This window comes from Sphingopyxis sp. LARHCG72 (assembly GCF_052871675.1).
Map to the genome: position 1 here is coordinate 479110 of NZ_JBIXJU010000001.1, position 19792 is coordinate 498901.

Sequence of the window (19792 nt, forward strand, 5' to 3'; positions counted from 1 at the left end):
CGCGTCTCGAATCTGCCACCGGCACCTGCTAGGCATCCTATCCATGACGCTGATTCTCTATGGCATTTCGAACTGCGACACGGTGAAGAAGGCGCGCCGCTGGCTCGATGAACAGGGTGTCGCCTATCGTTTCCACGATGTGCGCAAGGACGGGCTCGACGCTGCGCGGCTCCAAGGCTGGATCGACGCGCTTGGCTGGGAAAAGCTGCTTAACAAGGCGGGCACGACCTTCCGCAAGCTGCCCGATGCGCAAAAGGACGGGCTCGACGCGGCCTCGGCGAAGGCGCTGATGCTCGAACAGCCCGCGATGATCCGCCGTCCCGTGGTCGAGGCCGCGGACGGCGTCAGCGTCGGTTTCGCGGCCGGCGATTGGCAGACGCGTTTTGCGGCATGACCCGCTGGCCGCTGGCCCTTATGGCCCTGATGCTGTCGGCGGGCTGCGCGGCTGACGACATGACCGTAGAACCCACCCTCGACGGCCAGCCGCCGATCATCATCGCGCACCGCGGCGCGTCGGGCGAGCGGCCCGAACATACGATCGCCGGCTATCGGCTCGCGATCGACCAGGGCGCCGATTATATCGAACCCGATCTTGTGCTGACCAAGGACGGCGTGCTCGTCGCGCGGCACGAGAACGAGATTTCGGAAACCACCGACGTTGCCGATCATCCCGAGTTCAAGGCGCGGAAGGCGACCAAGACGATCGACGGGCAGCAGGTCACCGGCTGGTTCACCGAGGATTTCACGCTTGCCGAACTGAAGACGCTGCGCGCGCGCGAACGGCTGCCGAAGCTGCGCAGCACCGCCTATGACGGCAAGTTCGACATCCCCACCTTCGAGGAAATCCTGACCTTGCTCGCCGAGGTCAATAAGGGCCGTGCCAAGCCGGTCGGCGTCTATCCCGAAACCAAGCACCCGAGCTACTTCGCCGCGATCGGCCTGCCGCACGAGGCGCCTTTGCTCGCGATGCTCGATCGTTTCGGGTATCGCGGCCGCGCCGCGCCGGTGTTTATCCAGAGCTTCGAGGTCGGCAACCTGATGGACCTGCGCGCCAAGAGCGACCTGCCGCTGATCCAGTTGATGGATGCCGAGGGCGGCCCGGCCGACAAGCCCGACATGCGCTATGCCGCCATGGCGTCGCCCGCGGGGCTGAAGATGGTTGCGGGCTATGCCGACGGCATCGGCCCGAACAAGGCGATGGTGATTCCGCGCGCTGCGCTCGGCCGGCTAGGTGATCCGACGACCCTGGTGCGCGATGCCCATGCCGCGGGACTCAAGGTGCATCCGTGGACCTTCCGCCGCGAAAATTATTTCCTGCCGCTCGGCGAAAAGGGCGGGGTCAATCCCGCCGGTCACGGCGACCTCGGTGCCGAAATCCGCGCCTATCTCAGGACCGGGATCGACGGACTGTTCAGCGACAATTCGCGCGAAGCGGTGGCGGCGGTGAAGCAAGGAGGCGAGCCATGACCGAACGGGCCCTGGGTGCGAGCGGGCTGTCGATCCGCCCCTTTGTCCTTGGTGGCAATGTCTTTGGCATGACCGCGGGGCGCGAGGCGAGCTTCGCGGTGCTCGACCGTTTCGTCGAACATGGCGGCGGGATGATCGACACCGCCGACGTCTATTCGGCGTGGGTGCCTGGCCACAAGGGCGGCGAATCCGAAAGCATGATGGGCGCGTGGCTCAAGGCAAGCGGCGCACGCGACAGCATCCTCATCGCAACAAAGGTCGGCATGATGCCCGGCGGGCTGAAGCCCGAACGCATCCGCGAGGCGGTGCAGGGATCGCTCGACCGGCTCGGCGTCGACACGATCGACCTCTATTTCGCGCACAAGGACGATCCCGACGTTCCTTTGGGCGAGGTGCTGGGCGCATTCGCCGAACTTGTCGACGCGGGCATCGTGCGCGCGATCGGCGCGTCCAACTATTCGGCGGACCGGCTCGCCGAGGCGCTGCGCGTCGCCGACGAGGCGGGCTTGCCGCGCTTCACCGCGATGCAGCCCGAACTCAACCTGCTCGACCGCGCGCAATATGAAGGGACCTTGCAGGATCTGTGCGTGGCGGAGGGGCTTGGCGTCGTTACCTATTTCAGCCTCGCTTCGGGCTATCTGACGGGCAAATATCGCAGCGTCGACGACATCGGCCGGAGCGCACGCGGGCCGCGGGTAAAGCCCTATGTCGAGGGCAAGGGACCGGCAATGCTCGCGGCGATGGATGCGATCGCGGCGGAGACCGGCGCCACGCTGTCGCAGATCGCGCTCGCCTGGGTCGCGGCGCAGCCCGGCGTCACCGCACCGATTGCGAGCGCGACGACGGTCGAACAGCTCGACGAATTGATCGGCAGCCTCGACCTCGCCCTGAGCGACGAACAGCTTGCGGCGCTGAGCGTGGCCTGAAGTCCGGCCCGCCGCCCCCGGGGAGAGGCGGGAGCCGGACCCGCGCGGCCGCGCTGTCTCAATTGCTGCCGCCGTCCCACTGGAACACCGCTTCGAGCGGCTTGTCGAAGCAACGCGCGATGCGAAAGGCGACTTCGAGCGAGGGCGAATATTTGCCCTGTTCGATCGCCGCGATCGTCTGGCGCGTCACTCCGACGCGATCGCCGAGTTCGCCCTGCGTCATTTCGCCGGCGAGGAAGCGCAGCGTGCGGATGTCGTTGGTGAAGGGCAAACTAGCCATGCCAGCCCCTCCGGTAGCTCGTCAGCACGATGACGCTGTTGACCAGTTCGGCGATGACGATCGCGAGCAGGCCCATGTTCGCCAGCGGCACGCCGCGCTCGACGAAGGGCATATATACGCCGACGACCATCATCCCTACCAGCAGCACATAATAGGCCATGGTCGCGCCGCGGCGGCGGATCGCGCGGTCGCGCTCGTCGGCGCGCGCCCGTTCGGATTTCGGTGCCTGCGCCGACAGGATGACCGTGCCGATGATGACCGTGACCGCATGCGCGATGGCGATCGAACCGAAGAGCCACAGCATCGGGAAGACTTCGCGCCCGGCAGGGTGACCGGAAAGCAACAGCCCGAAATAGACGGTATAAGCGGCGACCATCGCGATGACGTTCAGCCAAGCGGTCTTTTCACGGAAGTTCATCGAAAATCTCCGGTGTCGGCGCCGGCTCGCCGGCGCGCGGATTCGAGGATCGCGGGGGACATGGCTCAATAGCCTCGGCGATAGAGAAACAGCTGGGTGCCGATGCGGACCAACTCGGCGATAACCAGCGTAGCCAGCATCAGGTTGAGCTGTTGCGCCTGGTTCACGCCCCAGAAGATCAGGAAGATATTGGCCCAGATGCCGACCACCAGCGGGTAATAGGCATAATGGGTACCGCGCATGTGAAAGCTGCGGTCGCGCTCATCCTCTTTCAGATCGACTTCGGCGCGGTTGCGGATCGCGAGGAAGGCGGTCGCCACCGTCATCGCCACGATGATAGCGATGGTGACCGGCACGAGCAGCCCCGCCGTCGCCCACACGCCCGCCGGGCTGTCCGCGACCTGCCAAGGGTAAGCGAGGAAATACCAGCCGAACGCCAGAATCATCGTCACCAGCGTGACCCAGTGAATTTTCTCGCGGAACGCCATGCGATTCGCCTCCATGTTATAAATTACGAACTCTATGTTCGATATTTTTAACATCGAGTCAAGCAGGAATAACATTGCTCGGCTTTGGCGCTTTCGCGCCCCGGCTTTTGGGGCTAAGCCGCCGCCCCATGTCCACACTCCCCAAAACGCTCACCCTCGACACCTCGACGAGCCGCGCCAATCCGACCCCGCAGCCGATGAAGCGCCTGACGGTGCCGCGCATCCGCCAGCGCAAGGGCGGCGAGCCGCTCGTCATGCTGACCGCCTACACTGTCCGCATGGCGCAGCTGCTCGATCCGCATTGCGACATGCTGCTCGTGGGCGATTCGCTGGCGCAGGTGATCTATGGCCTGCCGCACACCGTCGGCGTGACGATGGACATGATGGCGCTCCACGGCGCGGCGGTGGTGCGCGGCAGCTATCACGCCGCGGTGATCGTCGACATGCCCTTCGGCAGCTATGAGGGCAGCCCGCAGCAGGCGTTCGACAATGCCGCGCGCCTGCTCAAGGAAACCGGCGCGGCGGCGGTGAAGGTCGAGGGCGGCAAGGTGCTCGCCCCGACGATCGAATTCCTGACCCAGCGCGGCATTCCGGTGATGGGCCATGTCGGGCTGACCCCGCAGGCGGTGAACATCCTCGGCGGCTATGGCGTGCGCGGCAAGAGCGAGGAAGAAGCGCGCTCGATCGTCGAGGACGCCGTCGCCGTGGCGCAGGCCGGCGCCTTTTCGATCGTCATCGAGGGCGTGCTCGAATCGATCGCGATCGAGATCACGAACAAGGTCGATTGCCCGACGATCGGCATCGGCGCGTCGGCGCAGTGCGACGGGCAGGTCCTCGTCACCGACGACATGCTCGGCATGTTCGAACGCGTCCCGAAGTTCGTGAAGCGCTATCAGGACATGGGGGCGGTCGTCAGCGGCGCGGTGAAGGACTATGCGGACGAAGTCAGGTCCCGTTCATTCCCGACCGAGGATCAGATCTACGCTGGCTGAATCCGCGCGGCGTGCCGACCGGGCCGAGTGAATCGCTTGGCCTTTTTCGGTGCCGTCGCTAAGGAAGCGGCCGGCCCAGAGCCATGACGAATATATGGAGGTTTGATTGGCCCTGAGCCCGACGAACGACGCCGCGCTGTTGCAAGAGGTCGATGAAGCCGTCCGCAAGGACCAGCTCGATACGATCATGCAGCGCTATGGCCGCTGGATTCTCGGCGGTGTCCTCGCCGCGCTGCTCGCGTTCGGCGGCTATCTTTTCTGGGGCCATCGGCAGGAGGCCGCGCGCGGCGAACAGGCCGAAGAGCTGATCGCCGCCTTTGAAAAGCTGGGAACGAACCAGCCGCGCGCCGCCACCACCGAACTCCAGAAGCTCGCTGCCGAGGGCAATCCCGCCTATCGCGCGGTTGCGCAGATGCAGGAAGCGAACATCAAGGCGCAGACCGGCGACCTGAAGGCCGCCGCTGCGTTGATGGCGAAGGTCGCGGCCGACACGAAACTCGACCAGTCGCTGCGCGACCTCGCGCTGATCCGCCAGACCGCGTTCGAATATGACACGCTCAAGCCCGAAGCGGTGATCGCGCGCCTGAAGCCGATGGTCGACGCCAAGGATCCGGCGTCGAGCTGGTTCGCCAGCGCGGCCGAACTGTCGGCCACCGCGCATTACCAGCTCGGTCAGTTCGACCAGGCCGGCGCGCTGTACGGCCGCATCGCCAAATTGCCGGGCGTCGCCAAGTCGCTGCAATCGCGATCGGTGCAGATGGCGGGGATGCTCGGCGTCGATGCCGTCGCCGACAAGGCGGCCGAAAGCGCCAAAGCCGAACAAAAGGCGGCGCCAAGCGCCGCCGGGGACCAGAAAGGCAGTGCTGCGCCGAAGGCAGCGGCAGCCGGAAAAGCTGAGGAAGCCAAATAATATGCGGAAATCGCGTTACGGACTCTATGCGGCGCTGATCGCGCTGCCCCTCGCCGGTTGCGGCGTGCTGAAAGGCGACGGCGGGCCGAAGACGCCGACGGTCGGCGACCGCGTGTCGATCCTGTCGAACGACAACAGCGTCAAGGTCGATCCGGCCACCGCGGACATCGCGGTGGTGCTGCCCGAACCCGCGGTCAACGCGGCGTGGGCGCAATCGGGCGGTAATGCGTCGAAGTCGATGGGTCATCCGGCGCTCGCCGCGACGCGCAGCAAATTGTGGCAGGCGAATATTGCCGGCAGCACCAATAAGCAGCGCCTCGCCGCGTCGCCGGTCGTCGCCGACAATCGCCTGTTCGTCGTCGATACCGACGCCGTCGTGACCGCTCTTTCCGCCGACACGGGCGCGCCGCTCTGGCGCACGCCGATCGGCAGCGAGGGCAAGGATTTCAAGGCGTCGCTGTTTGGCGGCGGTGCCGGGGTCGACGGCAATGTCGTCTATGCGACCAGCGGCGTCGGCGACGTCGCGGCGCTGAACGTCGCCGACGGATCGGTGATCTGGAAGGTCAAGCCGGCGGGTCCGCTGCGCGGTGCCCCGACGATTGCCTTTGGCGGCGTTTATGTGATCAGCCAGGACAACCAGATTTTCGCGCTCAATGCCGCGACCGGGGCGGTGCAGTGGCAGGCGACGGCGTCGATGGAACCCGGCAGCGTGTTCGGTGCGGCGTCGCCCGCGGCGGGGCAGGGAACGATCGTCGCCGGCTATTCGTCCGGCGAGGTTCAGGCCTATCGCTACGAAAACGGCCGCGACCTTTGGGAAGACGCGCTCGCGCGCACGTCGATGGCGCTGTCGGTGTCGACGCTCACCGACGTCGATGCCGATCCGGTCGTCGACCGCGGCCGCGTTTTCGCGCTCGGCCAGGGCGGCCGCATGGCAAGCTATGAGCTCGTCACCGGCCAGCGAAGCTGGGAAATCTCGATCGCGGGCATCTCGACCCCCTATGTAATCGGCGAGTGGGTTTATGCGATGACCGACGACGGCAAGCTGCTGTGCGTGTCGCGCGCGAACGGCAAGGTGCGCTGGCTGCAGCAGCTCGCGCGCTTCCGCGTCGAAACCGAAAAGAAGAAAAAGGACCCGATCCGCTGGACCGGGCCGATCCTTGCTGGCGGACGCCTGATCGCGGTCAATAGCGAAGGGACGCTTTCCGAATTCTCGCCGACCGACGGATCGCTGCTCGGATCGACCGAATTCAAATCGTCGCTGTCGCAGCCCCCGGTGGTTGCGAACAATATTTTGTACGTCCTCGCGGACGACGGGCAGATCACGGCCTGGCGCTGATACGGCGTCCGGGCCGGGGCGGCCCGGTTGGATACAGGGAATAGTCTCATGTCGCGATTCGCGACGATTGCCATTGTCGGCCGTCCCAATGTGGGCAAGTCGACGCTGTTCAACCGGCTGGTCGGCAAGCGCCTCGCGCTCGTCGACGACCAGCCCGGGGTGACGCGCGACCGGCGCGAGGGCGACGGTCAGTTGCTCGGACTCGAATTCCGCATCGTCGATACGGCGGGTTTCGAGGATTATGACGCCGCGACCCTGCCCGGCCGGATGCGTGTGCAGACCGAAAAGGCGGTGCGCGAAGCCGATGCGGCCCTGTTCATGATCGACGGCCGCGCCGGAGTGACCCCGCTCGATGAGGAAATCGCGCGCTGGCTGCGCAGCGAGGACACGCCGATCATCCTCCTCGTCAACAAGGCCGAGGGGAAGCAGGGCGAAAACGGCCTGATGGAAAGCTATTCGCTCGGTTTCGACAATCCGATCGCGCTCAGCGCCGAGCATGGCGAAGGGGTCGTCGACCTGTTCGATGCTCTCCGTCCGATCGTCGAGGCCTATGATGCGGCCGAAGCCGAAGCGCTGCCGCCGCCCGTCGAGGGCGAGGAAGACGACGACGCGCCGCTCGGCCCGATGAAGCTCGCGATCGTCGGCCGCCCGAACGCGGGCAAGTCGACGCTGATCAACCGGATGATCGGCGAGGACCGCCTGATCACCGGGCCCGAGGCCGGGATCACCCGCGATTCGATCCGCGTCGACTGGCAATGGGAGAATGACGGCGAGGTCCACGAGATCCAGCTGTTCGACACCGCGGGGATGCGCAAGCGCGCCAAGGTCGTCGACAAGCTGGAGAAACTGTCGGTCGCCGACGCGCTCCATGCGGTCGATTTCGCCGAGGTCGTCGTGCTGCTGCTCGACGCCACCAAGGGGCTCGAGGCGCAGGATCTGCGCATCGCCGACAGGGTGCTGCAGGAAGGCCGCGCGCTGATTGTCGCGCTCAACAAATGGGACATCGCCGAGGATCCCTCGTCGCTGTTCAACGGCGTGCGAAATGCGCTCGACGACGGGCTCAGCCAGGTCAAGGGCGTGCCGGTGCTCAGCATTTCGGGCGCGACGGGCAAGGGCATCGATACGCTCGTCCGCGTCGCGTTCGAACAGCGCGAAATCTGGACCAATCGCGTTTCGACCGCGCGCCTCAACCGCTGGTTCGAAGGCGCGGTCGAAAACAATCCGCCGCCGGCGCCGGGCGGCAAGCGCATCAAGCTGCGCTATATCACGCAGGCGCGCACCCGGCCGCCGACCTTCGTCGTGTTCGGGACGCGCACCGACAGCCTGCCGGGCAGCTACGAACGCTATCTGGTCAACGGCATGCGCAAGGAACTGGGTTTCCAGGGCGTTCCGGTGCGCCTCAATTTCCGCAATTCGCGCAATCCCTACGATGAGTGACGCATCGACGCTGGTCGTCGATGCGCGCGGGATGCGTTGCCCCTGGCCGGCGCTCAGGCTGGCGCGCGCAATGCGCGATGCGTCGGACGTGCTGCTGATCGCCGACGATCCGCAGGCGGGGCGCGAGGTCGCGGCGCTGGCGGGCGAGCATGGCTGGCAGGTCGAGGACGGCGCGACCGACGCCGGCGAAGGGCGCTGGCGCGTCCGGCGCTGATCCAAAGCGGGACGGCTTCCCGCATGCCCCCGCTGACACCGTAACGTCTTTTTTACCCAAACTCGGCATGGACCGGGTGGGACCACGGCCGAATTTGAACACCAAGGGACGAAAGCATTGGACGAAATCCTGGTCGATTGGGATGAGTTTCGCGCGACGCGCACCCAGTTGGGCGCCGCGTTTGTGCGGATTCTCGGCTATTTTCGCGAAGACGGCACCAAATCGGTCGCCGCGATCGAAGAGGCGATGCGCGCCCGCGATGCGCGCGGCCTCGTGATGCCCGCGCACACGCTGAAAAGCGAAGCGCGCCAGTTCGGCGGCGAAAAGCTCGGTGCGCTGTCCGAAGATATCGAAATGTTTGCGCGGCGCTGCGTCGAAAGCCAGACGAGCCCCGAAGAATATCTGCCGCGCGTCGTCGAACTGCGCCGGCTGTTCGAAGAGACGCTCGGCGCGCTCGAGCGCGAAGCGAACCCGCTTGTCCAGCGCCGTCCCGCAGGTTTCGGCCGCGCAGTCGGTTACTGAATATTATTGGCGGCTTCGATGAATCGGAGCGGGCCGGTGCCGTTTCCGACGTCAGTCGGAAATGACATTACCCTTTCCGCATCGGCTGGAGCGTTCCGCGCGCAAGGCTGCGCCATAGCCATTCGAGCGGGCCGTAACGAAAGTGATCGAGCCACGGCTTCGACCACAGCAGCATGACGGCCCACATGCCGATGCAGAACAGGTAGAGCGTCCAGCGGCCGACATCGCCGAACAGCCCGATCCCGTAACCATAGAAGATCGTCGTCATCACGATGCTGGTGCCGAGATAGTTGGAGAAGGCGGCACGCCCCGCGGCGGCAACGCGCGCGATCCCCGCACTGGCGCCCACGCGCTGGATCAGCAGCACGAGCAGCGCGGCATAGGCGATCGTCATCATCAGCCGCCCCGGCCCCGCCCACGCCATGAACGCGTTGACGCCGACGAGATAGTCGAAGCCCGATCGCCACTGGAGCCAGCCGACCAGCAATGTCAGCACCACGCCGGGCGGCAGCCAGCGTCGTACCGTCCGCCGGTAATCGGCGGCGGCCCATGCGCCGGTCAGGAAGCCGTTGCGGAACAGCGCCATGCCCAGCATCATCAGCGGCAGCGTTTCGAGTATCGTCATCAGCACGCCGATGAACGGATTGATCGCAGTATCGAGCCGCGAGTCCAGGATCGGCAGGTAGGGACCGCGATGGAGTGCGAGCTCCTCGGTCACTTCACCGTCGATCTTGGCATATTCGGCGCGGACCTCGCGCCCGGCTTCGGCCATCGGCGAGGCGGGGTCGTCGGCGGCGCTGGCGATCGCAAGCTGCGCACCGAAGAATAACGAGGTCAGCACGACGCCGATGGTGAAAAGGCCGAGCGCCCATTTGATCAGCCGGCGTGCCTCCCACGCGCGAAAGCGGAAGGCGATGCAGCCGACCGCCGCATAGAGGAACAATATGTCGCCCCACCAGATGAAGAAATAGTGGCAGAGGCCGAAGACTGCGAGCCACGCCATGCGGCGATAATGCACCGACCCCGGGTTCTGGCCGCTCGCTTCCGCGCGGTCGATGATCAAGAGCATGCTCGCCCCGAACAGGATCGAGAAAAGCCCGCGCATCTTGCCGTCGAACAGCAGGAAGCCGAGCGCCCAGGCGGCGATGTCGGACGGCGTTTCGCCGCCATAGGCGCGCGGCGAGACATAGGCCATTTCGGGCATCGCAAAGGCGACGATGTTCATCGCCAAAATGCCCATCACGGCGAAGCCGCGCAGCGCGTCGAGGGTGACGAGGCGTTCGCCCGCAACTTGTCGATCTTCGCGCATATCGCCCTCCACTGTATTATCCGCCTATAACGGCTGCGGCGGCGATCCGTCCAGCGCTTTAACCTGCTATTGACATCTATGTCAGTAATGCTATTTCACCAGCATCAGATGATTCGAACGGGAACGACCTATGACCCCCACCATCTTCTCCCATCCCGACCGCCAGCCGCAGAAGTTCCGCCCGTTCAAGGCGTTCGCGCACTTCCGCAAGCTCATCAAGGACAAGGAAGACACCGAACAGGTGTTCCACATCTTTGAAAACCTGCCGCGCAAGGGCTTCATGGACGACGCGCGGGCCTTCGTGACAAGCGATTTCGGCCAGAAGCTGATGGAACGCGAACCCTATCTGCCCGACCTGCTCGACGACCATGCGTGGATCGACGAACTGCCCGAGGGCAGCGTCGGCCATGCCTATGTGACCTTCATGCGCCGCGAGGGCCTGTCGGCCGCGGGCCTCGTCGCCGAAAGCGACAAGATGGGCCGCGCGCAATATGACGATCAGGTGCAATGGTATTCGAACCGCCTGCGCGACACGCACGACCTGTTCCACATCCTGACCGGCTATGGCCGCGACGCGCTCGGCGAACAGTGCGTGCTCGGCTTCACCTATGGCCAGACGGGCAATTACGGCAATTTCTTCATCGCTTATGCCGGCGGTTACGAAGTGAAGCGCAGCATCAAGAGCGACGCGCCGGTGATGGGCGCGATCCGTCAGGGCCAGCGCCACGGCAAGGCGGCAAAGGCGATCATCGAGCAGGACATCCGCTCGCTGCTCGCCGAACCGCTCGAAGCCGCGCGCGCGCGCCTCGGCATCGGCGAGCCGACGCTGTATCAGGAAGCGCACCGCGCGTACCGCAACCGCGGGATCGATCCGTATAATTTCCTCGCGGCAAAGGCCGCGATGGCCTGAACTGGTCCCCGGCGAAAGCCGGGGACCCACCGGCGCCGGGCTACCCGGCGCTCAGCTTGCGCTTTCCAGCCAGACACGCGGACTGCGCGGGGTTTCCAGCCGATAGTCCGAATAGGACCGGGAAAATATCTCCCGGCCCAGACGTTCGGCGTCCGCGACCGGGTTCGTCGGATCGTGACGCACTTCGCCGCGGCTGTTGCCGGCGCCGCGCACCACGCCGACAAGGTCCGATCCCGTGTAGCGGGAAAATTCCTGAATCTGGTGGACGATGCCGAGCGCCACACCGGGATAGGTCTCCTCCGACGCCAGCACCAGCCCGAGCCGCTTGCGCGCCATCGCGGCGAGTGCGTCTTTCGATCCCGGATAGGAGGCCGCATAATAGCAGAAGCTGCGGTCGAAGAACGCCTTGATCTGGGCTGACACGCCATACCAATAGATGGGCGAGCAGAAAATCACCCCGCGCGCAGGCAGGAACTCGTCGAAGAAGAGGGCGCGATAGGGGTCGTCGATCGCGCATTCGCCGTCGGCGCGGCGGCATGTACGGCAATCGCGCAGGAACCCAGAAATATGGTCGTCCAGAAATTGCAGGGCGACATCGCTGCCTGCCGCCTCGGCGCCGCGCCGAACGGCTTCGGCAAGCGTCGCGCTGTTGCCGTTGCGGCGTGGGCTCCCGACAAGAATGAGCAGTTTTTCGGGCATATCGACCGATCCTTTCGCGTGGGGCGCGGCACGGTTGCCGCACCTTGTTGACGAAAAGGGGTGACGCTATACTTTCAATTGATCAACTACCCACTATTTTGTCATATACCCACCATAAGGTAAGAATTGGCGCGCATGACGATACGCAACCAGCCCTATAATGACGGCCTTGGGCCGGTGTTCGGGATCATCGGCGGCAAGTGGAAGGCGCTGATTCTCTGGGAGCTTCACGATACGCCCGTACGCTTCGGCGCACTCAAGCGCCGCATTGCCGGAATCAGCGAAAAGATGCTGATCCAGCAATTGCGCGAGATGGAAGCCGACGGCCTTGTCCACCGCGAGATGTTCCATCAGGTCCCGCCGCGCGTCGATTATTCGGTTACGCCGCTGGGGGCGTCGCTCAACGAAGCGCTGACGCCGCTGTGCGAGTGGGGGAAAAGCAATCTGCAACCCCCGGTCATCGGCGATCGGTAACGCCGGTCAGGCGAGCCTGGCGATCAGCGCCTGTGCCGCCGCGGGGTTGCGGACCTTCGCGCCCGAGATGAAGAAGATATAGACGTCGCGGTCGCCTTTCGCCCAATCTTGGGCGCGCTTGGCCCAATGATCGAGCGCCTTGGCGTCATAGCCGGTTTCGACATCCTCCTGGCTGCGCTGGAGCCTCGCATAGGTGAAGTCGGCGGTCTGTTCGTCGATGCACGGAAATTCGTCGCTGTCGGCGAACACGACCGCCATGTTCCGCTCGCGCAGCATGTCGATGAAGGCCGGGTCGCGGAAGCTTTCGTGACGCACCTCGATCGCGTGGCGCAGCTTCAGTCCGTCCTGTGTGTCGGGAAGCAGGTTGAGGAAGCCCGCGAAATCGTCGCGGTCGAACTTCTTCGTCGCCATGAACTGCCAGTGGATCGGGCCGAGCCGGTCGCCGAGCCGCGTCAGCCCCTGCGTCAGGAATTTCTCGATCGACGCCGCACCCTCGGCCAATATCTTGCGGTTCGTGGTGAAGCGTGACGCCTTGACGCTGAACCGGAAGCCGTCGGGGACCGAAGCAGCCCAGTTCGCAAAGCTTTCGGGCTTCTGGCTGCCATAATAGGTGCCGTTGATCTCGATCCCGGTGAGGTGCTGGCCGGCATATTCGAGTTCGCGTTTTTGCGGATGTTTGGGCGGGTAAAAGGTTCCGCGCCACGGTTCGAAGGTCCAGCCCCCGATTCCGATATGGATGCTCATCGGCTCGTCACTCCCTGACCGGCGTCTCCGGCGGCGTCCAGTTCGCCGCCCGTCGCCGCACGGCCGCGGCGAGTTCGTCCATCGTCGCGACCTGTTCGACGCCATAGCGTTCGGCGGTGATATCGACATTGCCCTTGCGCCAAAAGCCCTCGGGGCACAGCAGGATCAATTTTCCGCCGCGCGCATGGAGGCCCATCTCGAGCAGGCTGACCGGGCTTTGCGATCCCGGGGCGAAATACATGACGATGATGTCGGCCGATTCGAGCGCGCCCAGTTCCCATTCGACCTGGCGGCGAAATTCGGGCTCTTCCGCGACGGGTTTCCATGCGGCGTTCCAATCGGGGCGCCGCGGATTGAGAAAGACGACGTCGAGGTCGCCGAGCGATTTCACCAGCTCGGCCTGCCAGTCGACGGCGCGACCCATGTCGATGCTGCCGCCCAGAAAGATGCGCGGCCGCGCGTGATCGGCGGGCAGTTGCTGCGGCGATGTGACCGTGCGGGGCGCGGCCTGAGCGGGCAGGGCGGTCGTCAGCAGCGCGAGTGCGACGAGCGCGCGCCGCATCAGGCGAGCGCCGCGTCGGCGCCCATCAGGTTCGGGAAGAAGCCTTCATGCGCCTCGCGCAGTTCGGCGAGCGTCACCTGATGGTCGCTGCCCTCCAGTTCGAAGACGATGCGGTCCTTGATCGTGCGGCCGACCGGATCGACCGGCACGTCGGCGCGGCCGGCGGCGTCGAGGAAGTCGGCGAGGCAGGTGTCGCACACCGTCACGAGGTAAAGCCCCTGATCCTCGCCGAAGAAGCTCTCGGCGACGCCGAAGGGCTGTTCTTCGCTGACGAGGACGCCGATGTTCGACTTCAGCGCCATTTCGGCGAGCGTCACCGCCATGCCGCCGTCCGACACGTCGTGGCACGCCGTAATCCAGCCGGCGTTGATCGCCCCGCGGATGAAATCGCCGGTGCGCTTTTCGGCGCGGAGGTCGACGGGCGGCGGCGGGCCTTCCTCGCGGCCCAGAATTTCGCGCAGCCACACCGACTGGCCGAGGTGGCCGGCGCGTTCGCCGACCGCGAGCACGATGTCGCCGGTGCGCTTGAAGCCGATGCCGACCGCCTTGTTCCAATCCTCGATCACGCCGACGCCGCCGATAGCGGGGGTCGGCAGGATCGCGCTGCCGCCGCCGGTCGCCTTGCTCTCGTTATAGAGGCTGACGTTGCCCGAGACGATCGGATAGTCGAGCGCGCGGCACGCCTGCGCCATGCCGTCGAGACAGCCGGTGATCTGGCCCATGATCTCGGGGCGCTGCGGGTTGGCGAAATTGAGGCAGTTGGTGATCGCAAGCGGCGTCGCGCCGACGGCGCTGATGTTGCGCCAGGTTTCGGCGACCGCCTGTTTGCCGCCCTCGACCGGGTCGGCGTAGCAATAGCGCGGGGTGCAGTCGGTCGACATCGCGAGCGCGCGGTTGGTGCCGTGGATGCGGACGAGCGCGGCGTCGCCGCCGGTCTGCACCGTGTCGCCGCCGACCTGGCTGTCATATTGTTCCCAGATCCAGCGGCGGCTGGCGATGTCGGGGGTGCCCATCAAGGTCTTGAGGTCGGCCGCGACGTCCTTCGTTTCGGGGACGTTCGTCAGCTCGGCCTGCTTCGGGGTCGGGACGTGCGGGCGGTCATAGAGCGGCGCATCGTCGGCGAGCGGGGCGAGCGGGATGTCGCAGACGATCTCGCCATGGTGCTCCAGCACCATGCGCCCCGTGTCGGTCACGGTGCCGATGACGGCGAAATCGAGTTCCCATTTGTGGAAGATCGCGGCGGCGAAATCCTCGCGGCCGGGCTTCAGCACCATCAGCATGCGTTCCTGCGATTCGGACAGCATCATTTCATACGCCGTCATGCCGGTTTCGCGCTGCGGCACATCGTCCATCTTGAGGTGGAGGCCGACGCCGCCCTTGGACGCCATCTCGACCGACGAGCTGGTGAGGCCCGCGGCGCCCATGTCCTGGATCGCGACGATCGCGTCCGACGCCATCAGCTCGAGGCACGCCTCGATCAGCAGCTTCTCGGTGAAGGGATCGCCGACCTGAACCGTCGGGCGCTTTTCCTCGGCATCCTCGCCGAAGTCGGCCGACGCCATCGTCGCGCCATGGATGCCGTCGCGGCCGGTCTTCGAGCCGACATAGACGATCGGATTGCCGACGCCCGACGCGGCCGAATAGAAAATCTTGTCCTGCTCGGCGACGCCGACGGTCATCGCGTTGACGAGGATGTTGCCGTCATAGGCCTTGTGGAAATTGACCTCGCCGCCGACGGTGGGGACGCCGACGCAATTGCCATAGCCGCCGATGCCGTGGACGACGCCTGAGATGAGATGCTTCATCTTCGGATGGTCGGGGCGGCCGAAACGCAGCGCGTTGAGGTTCGCGACGGGGCGCGCGCCCATGGTGAAGACGTCGCGGAGGATGCCGCCGACACCGGTCGCCGCACCCTGATAGGGTTCGATATACGACGGGTGGTTGTGGCTCTCCATCTTGAAGATCGCGGCGAGCTTCTTGCCGTCCGGGCCTTCGCCGATGTCGATGACGCCGGCATTCTCGCCGGGGCCGCAGATCACCCATGGGGCTTCGGTGGGCAGTTTCTTCAGATGGAGGCGCGAGCTTTTGTAGCTGCAATGCTCCGACCACATGACCGAGAAGATGCCGAGTTCGACAAGGTTCGGCTCGCGCCCGAGCGCGTTCAGGACGCGATCATATTCTTCCGGAGACAGGCCGTGTTCGGCGACGATCTCGGGGGTGATGACGGAGGCGGGCGCGGCTGCTGTCTGAGTCATGGCGCGCCTTTAGCGATGTAGGCGCGAAACGAACAGACCCCATGATGCGAAAACATCATGGGGTCTGCGGTCGGAGAGACGGTTTAGCGCGAGGCGAGCGTGGCGGCGGGCTTCACGAGCGGTTCGACGTCGCGAAGCGCGAAGCTGACCTGCTGCGAGCCGACGGTGCCGCGGACGCGGTGCTGGCCGACGCGGAGCGTGAACGGCTTGCCGGTGCGCTCCTCGACGCCGCTGATCACGCGCGTGTCGCCCACCTTGGTGACGGTGTAGCTGTAGGTCGCGCCTTCATGTTCGAAACGCTTGGTGGCGTCGTCCTGCGCCAGCGCGGCGGTCGGTGCCAGCGCGAACAGGCCGAGGGCGGGGAGAATGTAATTTTTCATGATGCAAGTCCTTGTCTAAAAACAAAACTTGCCTTCGAGCCCCTCTCTTCTTGTGCGGTGCAGCATGACGCGCGGTGGGCTTGCCAGCAATTGCAAAAAACAGAAGCGCGATTGCGCCGAAGCGAATGGGTTCAGCGGACCGCGCGCCGCCGGTTTGCGCCCGCCCACGCCGCGGTGCCGGCGAGCAGCGCATAGGCAAAAAGCATCGTCGCCGGGACGGCGAGCGAATAGGCCGGCTCCTTCGGCCCGAACCAGTCGACCGCCTGCGCGAAGGCGAGCACGCCCGCGAGCACCCACAGCCGCCGGTTGCCCTGCGGCGCATCGGTGCGGCGCAGATAATAAAGGAAAGCGCCGCCGATCAGCAGGATTTCGAGCGGCATGGCGATCAAGGGGTGATTCCAGAGGCCGAGTCCGAGCTTTGGCGGTGCGCCGTAAAGCGTGAGGTCGGGGATGTGGACGGCGAGGTCGATGAACCAGTGCGAGGCGACCACCAGCGCGGCGCCGATCGCCGCCTCTTTCCGTTTCGTCGCAAACCAGACGATCACGCCGAAAATCTTCGCCCATATCAACGTTCCGAGCAGGCTGTGCGTGTAAGGCATGTGGTGGAGGTCCATCGGGTTCATCGCGGTGATGCCGGGGACGATCCGCATCGCCTCGATTCCCGGGATCAGCAGGACGGCAAAGCCGATGTCGACGAGCTGCGCGGCGACGAACAGCGTTCCGAGCCCCGCGGCCCGCGGGCGGGCCGCCGCGATCAGCGCCGGGGCGAAGTGGCCGATGAACATGATTGGAGCCTATCGCGGCGCGGGATGACGTCAAGCTCGACCGCACTTGACCGCGGGGGGGCGAAGGGGCCAAAGCAAGGCGCATGACGGACACCCCCGAAACCGCCGCCGCCGACATCGCCTCGCTCTCGTTCGAAGCCGCGATGGGCGAGCTTGAGACGATCGTGCGGCGGCTCGAAAGCGGCGACGTCAGCCTCGAGGAATCGGTGACGCTCTATGAGCGCGGCCATGCGCTGCGCGGCCATTGCGAAGCGCGTCTCGCCGCCGCGCAGGCGCGGATCGAGCAGGTCAGCCTCGGCGCCGACGGCCGGCCCGCCGGAACCACGCCCTTCGGCGAAAGCTGATCCGCGATGGCGTCCGTCGACAGCGATATTTCGCGCGGAACGCAATTGCTCCTGGACGCTCAGGCCGAGGTGGCCGAGGGGATCGACCGGCTGTTCGACCAGCTGCTGACCATCCCCGCCGACCCGCGCGGACCGCTGTATGAAGCGATGCGCCATGCCGCGATCGCGGGGGGCAAAAGGCTGCGCCCGCTGCTCGTGCGCGCGGCGGGCGACCTGTTCCACGTCGATCGCGCGCTCAGCCTGCGCGTCGGCGCGGCGGTCGAGGCGATGCACGTCTATTCGCTGATCCACGACGATTTGCCGTGCATGGACGATGACGATGTGCGCCGCGGCAAGCCGACGGTGCACAAGGCCTTCAACGAGGCGACCGCGGTGCTTGCGGGCGATTCGCTCCATGCCCTCGCGTTCGAATGGCTGTGCGACCCGGTGACGAGCGCCGACCCCTTCGTGCGCAGCGAGCTGTGCTGCGAACTCGCGCGCGCCGCGGGGCCCGCGGGCATGGCGGGCGGGCAGATGATGGACCTCGCCGCCGAAACGTCGAATTTCGACCTGCCGACGGTGACGCGGCTCCAGCAGCTCAAGACCGGGGCGCTGATCGCCTTTTCGGTCGAGGCGGGCGCGATCCTCGCGCGTATCCCGGCCGAGGGGCGCACGCCGCTGCGCGGCTATGCGCGCGACATCGGCCTCGCGTTCCAGATCGCCGACGACATCATGGACGTCGAGGGCGACGAACATCTTGCAGGCAAGGCGCTGCACAAGGACGACGCCGCGGGCAAGGCGACCTTCGTCACCTTGATGGGGATCGAGCGCGCGCGCGAACAGGCGACCGCGCTGGTCGAACAGGCGATCGCGCATCTGTCGAGTTTCGGCGACGAGGCGGCGCTGTTGCGCGCGATCGCGCGCTATGTCGTGGAAAGGGACCGTTGATGCGGGTGGGGGTTTATCCGGGGACGTTCGATCCGATCACGCTCGGGCATATGGATATCATCCGCCGCGGCGCGAAGCTCGTCGACCGGCTGGTGATCGGGGTGACGACCAACATCACCAAATCGCCGATGTTCGACGACGACGAACGGATCGCGATGGTCGAGGCCGAGGTCGCGTCGATCGAGGGCGATATCCGCGTCGTCGGCTTCAACTCGCTGCTGATGGATTTTGCCGAGCGCGAGGGTGCGAGCGTCATCGTGCGCGGGCTGCGCGCGGTCGCCGACTTCGAATATGAATATCAGATGGCGGGCATGAACCAGCAATTGAACGACCGGATCGAAACGGTGTTCCTGATGGCCGACGTCGGATTGCAACCGATCGCATCGCGGCTGGTCAAGGAAATCGCGATCTTTGGCGGCGACATCCGCAAATTCGTGACGCCATCGGTTCGCGATGCCGTCGTCGGCCGTATCTCCGAGCGGGGGCTCCTCCAGGGTGAGCGCTGATACCGATCATTGAGCGTTCAGCTTTTTCCGGCTAGGGCGCGCCATCGGGGCGCAAATCCAGTTTATTATCCAAAGGCCGATCCAGCATGAAATCTTCCTTCCGCCCCATGATTCTCACGGCGATGGTGTTCGGTCTCACAGGCGCGGCCGTCGCGCAGGATGCGCCGCCCGCACCGGGGCCGAACCCCGAGCAAAGCCAGCCGGCACCGCCCGTCGAAACGCCCGCGCCCGCTCCGGTCGAAACGCCGACCGCACCCGCGCCCGCGGCCGCCGAGGCAACCCCTGCGGCCGAAGTCCCCGCGGTGCCCGCGATGACCCCCGACCAATATATCAACAACCCCGAATATATGCTCAACCTCGACCTTTCGACGGGCGGGCGCGTCGTGATCCAGCTCTTTCCGAACATTGCGCCGAACCACGTCGATCGCATCAAGCAGCTGGCGCGCGCGGGCTTTTACGACGGGATCAAGTTCCACCGCGTGATCGACGGTTTCATGGCGCAGACGGGCGATCCGTCCGCGACCGGACAGGGTGGTTCGCAGCTTCCCGACCTCAAGGCCGAATTCAACGGGCAACCGCACCTGCGCGGTGTCCTGTCGATGGCGCGCGCACAGAGCGAGGACAGCGCGAACAGCCAGTTCTTCATCATGCTCCAGCCGCGCTTCTCGCTCGACCGCCGTTACACGGCGTTCGGCCGCGTCGTGTCGGGCATGCAATATGTCGACGCGGTCCATAAGGGCGAGCCGCCCGAAGTGATGTCGCGGATGGTCCAGGTGTCGGTCGCCGCCGACAACAAGCCGATGCCGCCGGCGTCGGCGCTCGTCGAAGCGGTTCCCGCACCCGCGCCCGCCGTGACCGTCGACGAGCTCAACGCCCCGATCAAGCAGTAAGCGCGGCGACGCGCACG

Annotated in this window: 25 protein-coding genes; 15 read left to right on the top strand and 10 right to left on the bottom strand. The window is 65.6% G+C overall.

Going from position 1 to position 19792, the window contains the following annotated elements; genetic code table 11:
• Positions 1-43: 43 nt before the first annotated feature.
• The 3 genes from ACIPPQ_RS02390 to ACIPPQ_RS02400 are packed head-to-tail and all read left to right on the top strand — an operon-like array spanning position 44 to position 2393.
• Positions 44-394, top strand: a complete 351-nt coding sequence (locus ACIPPQ_RS02390; protein ID WP_446542607.1) for an ArsC family reductase — start codon at positions 44-46, stop codon at positions 392-394.
• On the top strand, positions 391-1467 hold the full coding sequence (locus ACIPPQ_RS02395) for a glycerophosphodiester phosphodiesterase (protein ID WP_446542608.1): 1077 nt from the start codon (positions 391-393) through the stop codon (positions 1465-1467). The genes ACIPPQ_RS02390 and ACIPPQ_RS02395 overlap by 4 nt, the downstream gene beginning before the upstream one ends.
• Positions 1464-2393 (top strand): aldo/keto reductase, encoded by a 930-nt coding sequence (locus ACIPPQ_RS02400; protein ID WP_446542609.1) that lies wholly within the window; start codon positions 1464-1466, stop codon positions 2391-2393. Before ACIPPQ_RS02395 ends, ACIPPQ_RS02400 begins: the two co-directional genes overlap by 4 nt.
• Positions 2394-2451: 58 nt before the next feature.
• Here ACIPPQ_RS02400 and ACIPPQ_RS02405 read toward each other — a convergent pair whose 3' ends face one another.
• The 3 genes from ACIPPQ_RS02405 to ACIPPQ_RS02415 form a co-directional block, all read right to left on the bottom strand.
• A complete protein-coding gene (locus ACIPPQ_RS02405) occupies positions 2452-2673 on the bottom strand; it encodes a helix-turn-helix transcriptional regulator (protein WP_446542610.1) in 222 nt (73 codons plus the stop codon).
• Positions 2666-3091 (bottom strand): hypothetical protein, encoded by a 426-nt coding sequence (locus ACIPPQ_RS02410; RefSeq protein ID WP_446542611.1) that lies wholly within the window; start codon positions 3089-3091, stop codon positions 2666-2668. The genes ACIPPQ_RS02405 and ACIPPQ_RS02410 overlap by 8 nt, the downstream gene beginning before the upstream one ends.
• A 65-nt stretch (positions 3092-3156) precedes the next feature.
• Positions 3157-3579, bottom strand: coding sequence for a hypothetical protein (locus ACIPPQ_RS02415; RefSeq protein WP_446542612.1), 423 nt, complete (start codon positions 3577-3579; stop codon positions 3157-3159).
• Between the two features lie 128 nt (positions 3580-3707).
• Between ACIPPQ_RS02415 and panB the strand changes: the two genes are divergently transcribed.
• The 6 genes from panB to ACIPPQ_RS02445 all read left to right on the top strand — a co-directional run bounded on the left by panB (position 3708) and on the right by ACIPPQ_RS02445 (position 8990).
• Positions 3708-4571 carry a 3-methyl-2-oxobutanoate hydroxymethyltransferase gene (gene panB / locus ACIPPQ_RS02420; protein ID WP_446542613.1) on the top strand — a complete coding sequence of 288 codons (864 nt, stop codon included), beginning with the start codon at positions 3708-3710 and terminating at the stop codon, positions 4569-4571.
• 106 nt (positions 4572-4677) lie between these two features.
• A complete protein-coding gene (locus ACIPPQ_RS02425) occupies positions 4678-5481 on the top strand; it encodes a tetratricopeptide repeat protein (protein ID WP_446542614.1) in 804 nt (267 codons plus the stop codon).
• Position 5482: 1 nt separating this feature from the next.
• Positions 5483-6817 (top strand): outer membrane protein assembly factor BamB family protein, encoded by a 1335-nt coding sequence (locus ACIPPQ_RS02430; protein ID WP_446542615.1) that lies wholly within the window; start codon positions 5483-5485, stop codon positions 6815-6817.
• 48 nt (positions 6818-6865) lie between these two features.
• A complete protein-coding gene (gene der / locus ACIPPQ_RS02435) occupies positions 6866-8254 on the top strand; it encodes a ribosome biogenesis GTPase Der (RefSeq protein ID WP_446542616.1) in 1389 nt (462 codons plus the stop codon).
• Complete coding sequence (locus tag ACIPPQ_RS02440; RefSeq protein ID WP_446542617.1) at positions 8247-8468, top strand: sulfurtransferase TusA family protein; 222 nt, start codon at positions 8247-8249, stop codon at positions 8466-8468. Before der ends, ACIPPQ_RS02440 begins: the two co-directional genes overlap by 8 nt.
• A gap of 117 nt (positions 8469-8585) precedes the next feature.
• Positions 8586-8990, top strand: a complete 405-nt coding sequence (locus ACIPPQ_RS02445) for an Hpt domain-containing protein (protein ID WP_293648964.1) — start codon at positions 8586-8588, stop codon at positions 8988-8990.
• Positions 8991-9057: 67 nt separating this feature from the next.
• Here ACIPPQ_RS02445 and ACIPPQ_RS02450 read toward each other — a convergent pair whose 3' ends face one another.
• The gene (locus tag ACIPPQ_RS02450) at positions 9058-10299 is read right to left on the bottom strand and encodes a DUF418 domain-containing protein (RefSeq protein ID WP_446542618.1); all 1242 of its coding nucleotides are present in this window, start codon (positions 10297-10299) and stop codon (positions 9058-9060) included.
• Positions 10300-10429: 130 nt separating this feature from the next.
• Between ACIPPQ_RS02450 and ACIPPQ_RS02455 the strand changes: the two genes are divergently transcribed.
• Positions 10430-11209, top strand: coding sequence for a Coq4 family protein (locus ACIPPQ_RS02455; protein WP_446542619.1), 780 nt, complete (start codon positions 10430-10432; stop codon positions 11207-11209).
• Between the two features lie 51 nt (positions 11210-11260).
• Here ACIPPQ_RS02455 and ACIPPQ_RS02460 read toward each other — a convergent pair whose 3' ends face one another.
• Positions 11261-11908: a flavodoxin family protein gene (locus ACIPPQ_RS02460; protein ID WP_446542620.1), complete on the bottom strand. Its 648-nt coding sequence runs from the start codon at positions 11906-11908 to the stop codon at positions 11261-11263.
• 135 nt (positions 11909-12043) lie between these two features.
• Here ACIPPQ_RS02460 and ACIPPQ_RS02465 point away from each other — a divergent pair, with 135 nt between their 5' ends.
• Positions 12044-12382 carry a winged helix-turn-helix transcriptional regulator gene (locus ACIPPQ_RS02465; RefSeq protein ID WP_446542621.1) on the top strand — a complete coding sequence of 113 codons (339 nt, stop codon included), beginning with the start codon at positions 12044-12046 and terminating at the stop codon, positions 12380-12382.
• A gap of 6 nt (positions 12383-12388) precedes the next feature.
• Here the strand turns inward: ACIPPQ_RS02465 and ACIPPQ_RS02470 are convergent, their stop codons facing one another.
• The 5 genes from ACIPPQ_RS02470 to ACIPPQ_RS02490 all read right to left on the bottom strand — a co-directional run bounded on the left by ACIPPQ_RS02470 (position 12389) and on the right by ACIPPQ_RS02490 (position 17108).
• Positions 12389-13126 carry a DUF72 domain-containing protein gene (locus ACIPPQ_RS02470; RefSeq protein WP_446542622.1) on the bottom strand — a complete coding sequence of 246 codons (738 nt, stop codon included), beginning with the start codon at positions 13124-13126 and terminating at the stop codon, positions 12389-12391.
• A 7-nt stretch (positions 13127-13133) separates the two neighbouring features.
• On the bottom strand, positions 13134-13688 hold the full coding sequence (locus ACIPPQ_RS02475; protein ID WP_446542623.1) for a nucleoside 2-deoxyribosyltransferase domain-containing protein: 555 nt from the start codon (positions 13686-13688) through the stop codon (positions 13134-13136).
• Positions 13688-15943: a phosphoribosylformylglycinamidine synthase subunit PurL gene (purL, locus tag ACIPPQ_RS02480; protein ID WP_446542624.1), complete on the bottom strand. Its 2256-nt coding sequence runs from the start codon at positions 15941-15943 to the stop codon at positions 13688-13690. The genes ACIPPQ_RS02475 and purL overlap by 1 nt, the downstream gene beginning before the upstream one ends.
• Positions 15944-16026: 83 nt before the next feature.
• Positions 16027-16323: a hypothetical protein gene (locus ACIPPQ_RS02485; protein ID WP_446542625.1), complete on the bottom strand. Its 297-nt coding sequence runs from the start codon at positions 16321-16323 to the stop codon at positions 16027-16029.
• A gap of 131 nt (positions 16324-16454) precedes the next feature.
• Entirely contained in the window at positions 16455-17108 is a 654-nt protein-coding gene (locus ACIPPQ_RS02490) for a hypothetical protein (RefSeq protein WP_446542626.1), read from the bottom strand.
• A gap of 83 nt (positions 17109-17191) precedes the next feature.
• On the opposite strand from ACIPPQ_RS02490, the gene ACIPPQ_RS02495 reads away from it, so the two are divergent.
• The 4 genes from ACIPPQ_RS02495 to ACIPPQ_RS02510 all read left to right on the top strand — a co-directional run bounded on the left by ACIPPQ_RS02495 (position 17192) and on the right by ACIPPQ_RS02510 (position 19775).
• Positions 17192-17452 carry an exodeoxyribonuclease VII small subunit gene (locus ACIPPQ_RS02495; protein WP_327453560.1) on the top strand — a complete coding sequence of 87 codons (261 nt, stop codon included), beginning with the start codon at positions 17192-17194 and terminating at the stop codon, positions 17450-17452.
• Between the two features lie 6 nt (positions 17453-17458).
• Entirely contained in the window at positions 17459-18379 is a 921-nt protein-coding gene (locus ACIPPQ_RS02500; RefSeq protein ID WP_446542627.1) for a polyprenyl synthetase family protein, read from the top strand.
• Positions 18379-18885, top strand: a complete 507-nt coding sequence (coaD, locus tag ACIPPQ_RS02505) for a pantetheine-phosphate adenylyltransferase (protein ID WP_446542628.1) — start codon at positions 18379-18381, stop codon at positions 18883-18885. The genes ACIPPQ_RS02500 and coaD overlap by 1 nt, the downstream gene beginning before the upstream one ends.
• Before the next feature lie 86 nt (positions 18886-18971).
• Positions 18972-19775: a peptidylprolyl isomerase gene (locus ACIPPQ_RS02510; protein WP_446542629.1), complete on the top strand. Its 804-nt coding sequence runs from the start codon at positions 18972-18974 to the stop codon at positions 19773-19775.
• Positions 19776-19792: the final 17 nt, after the last annotated feature.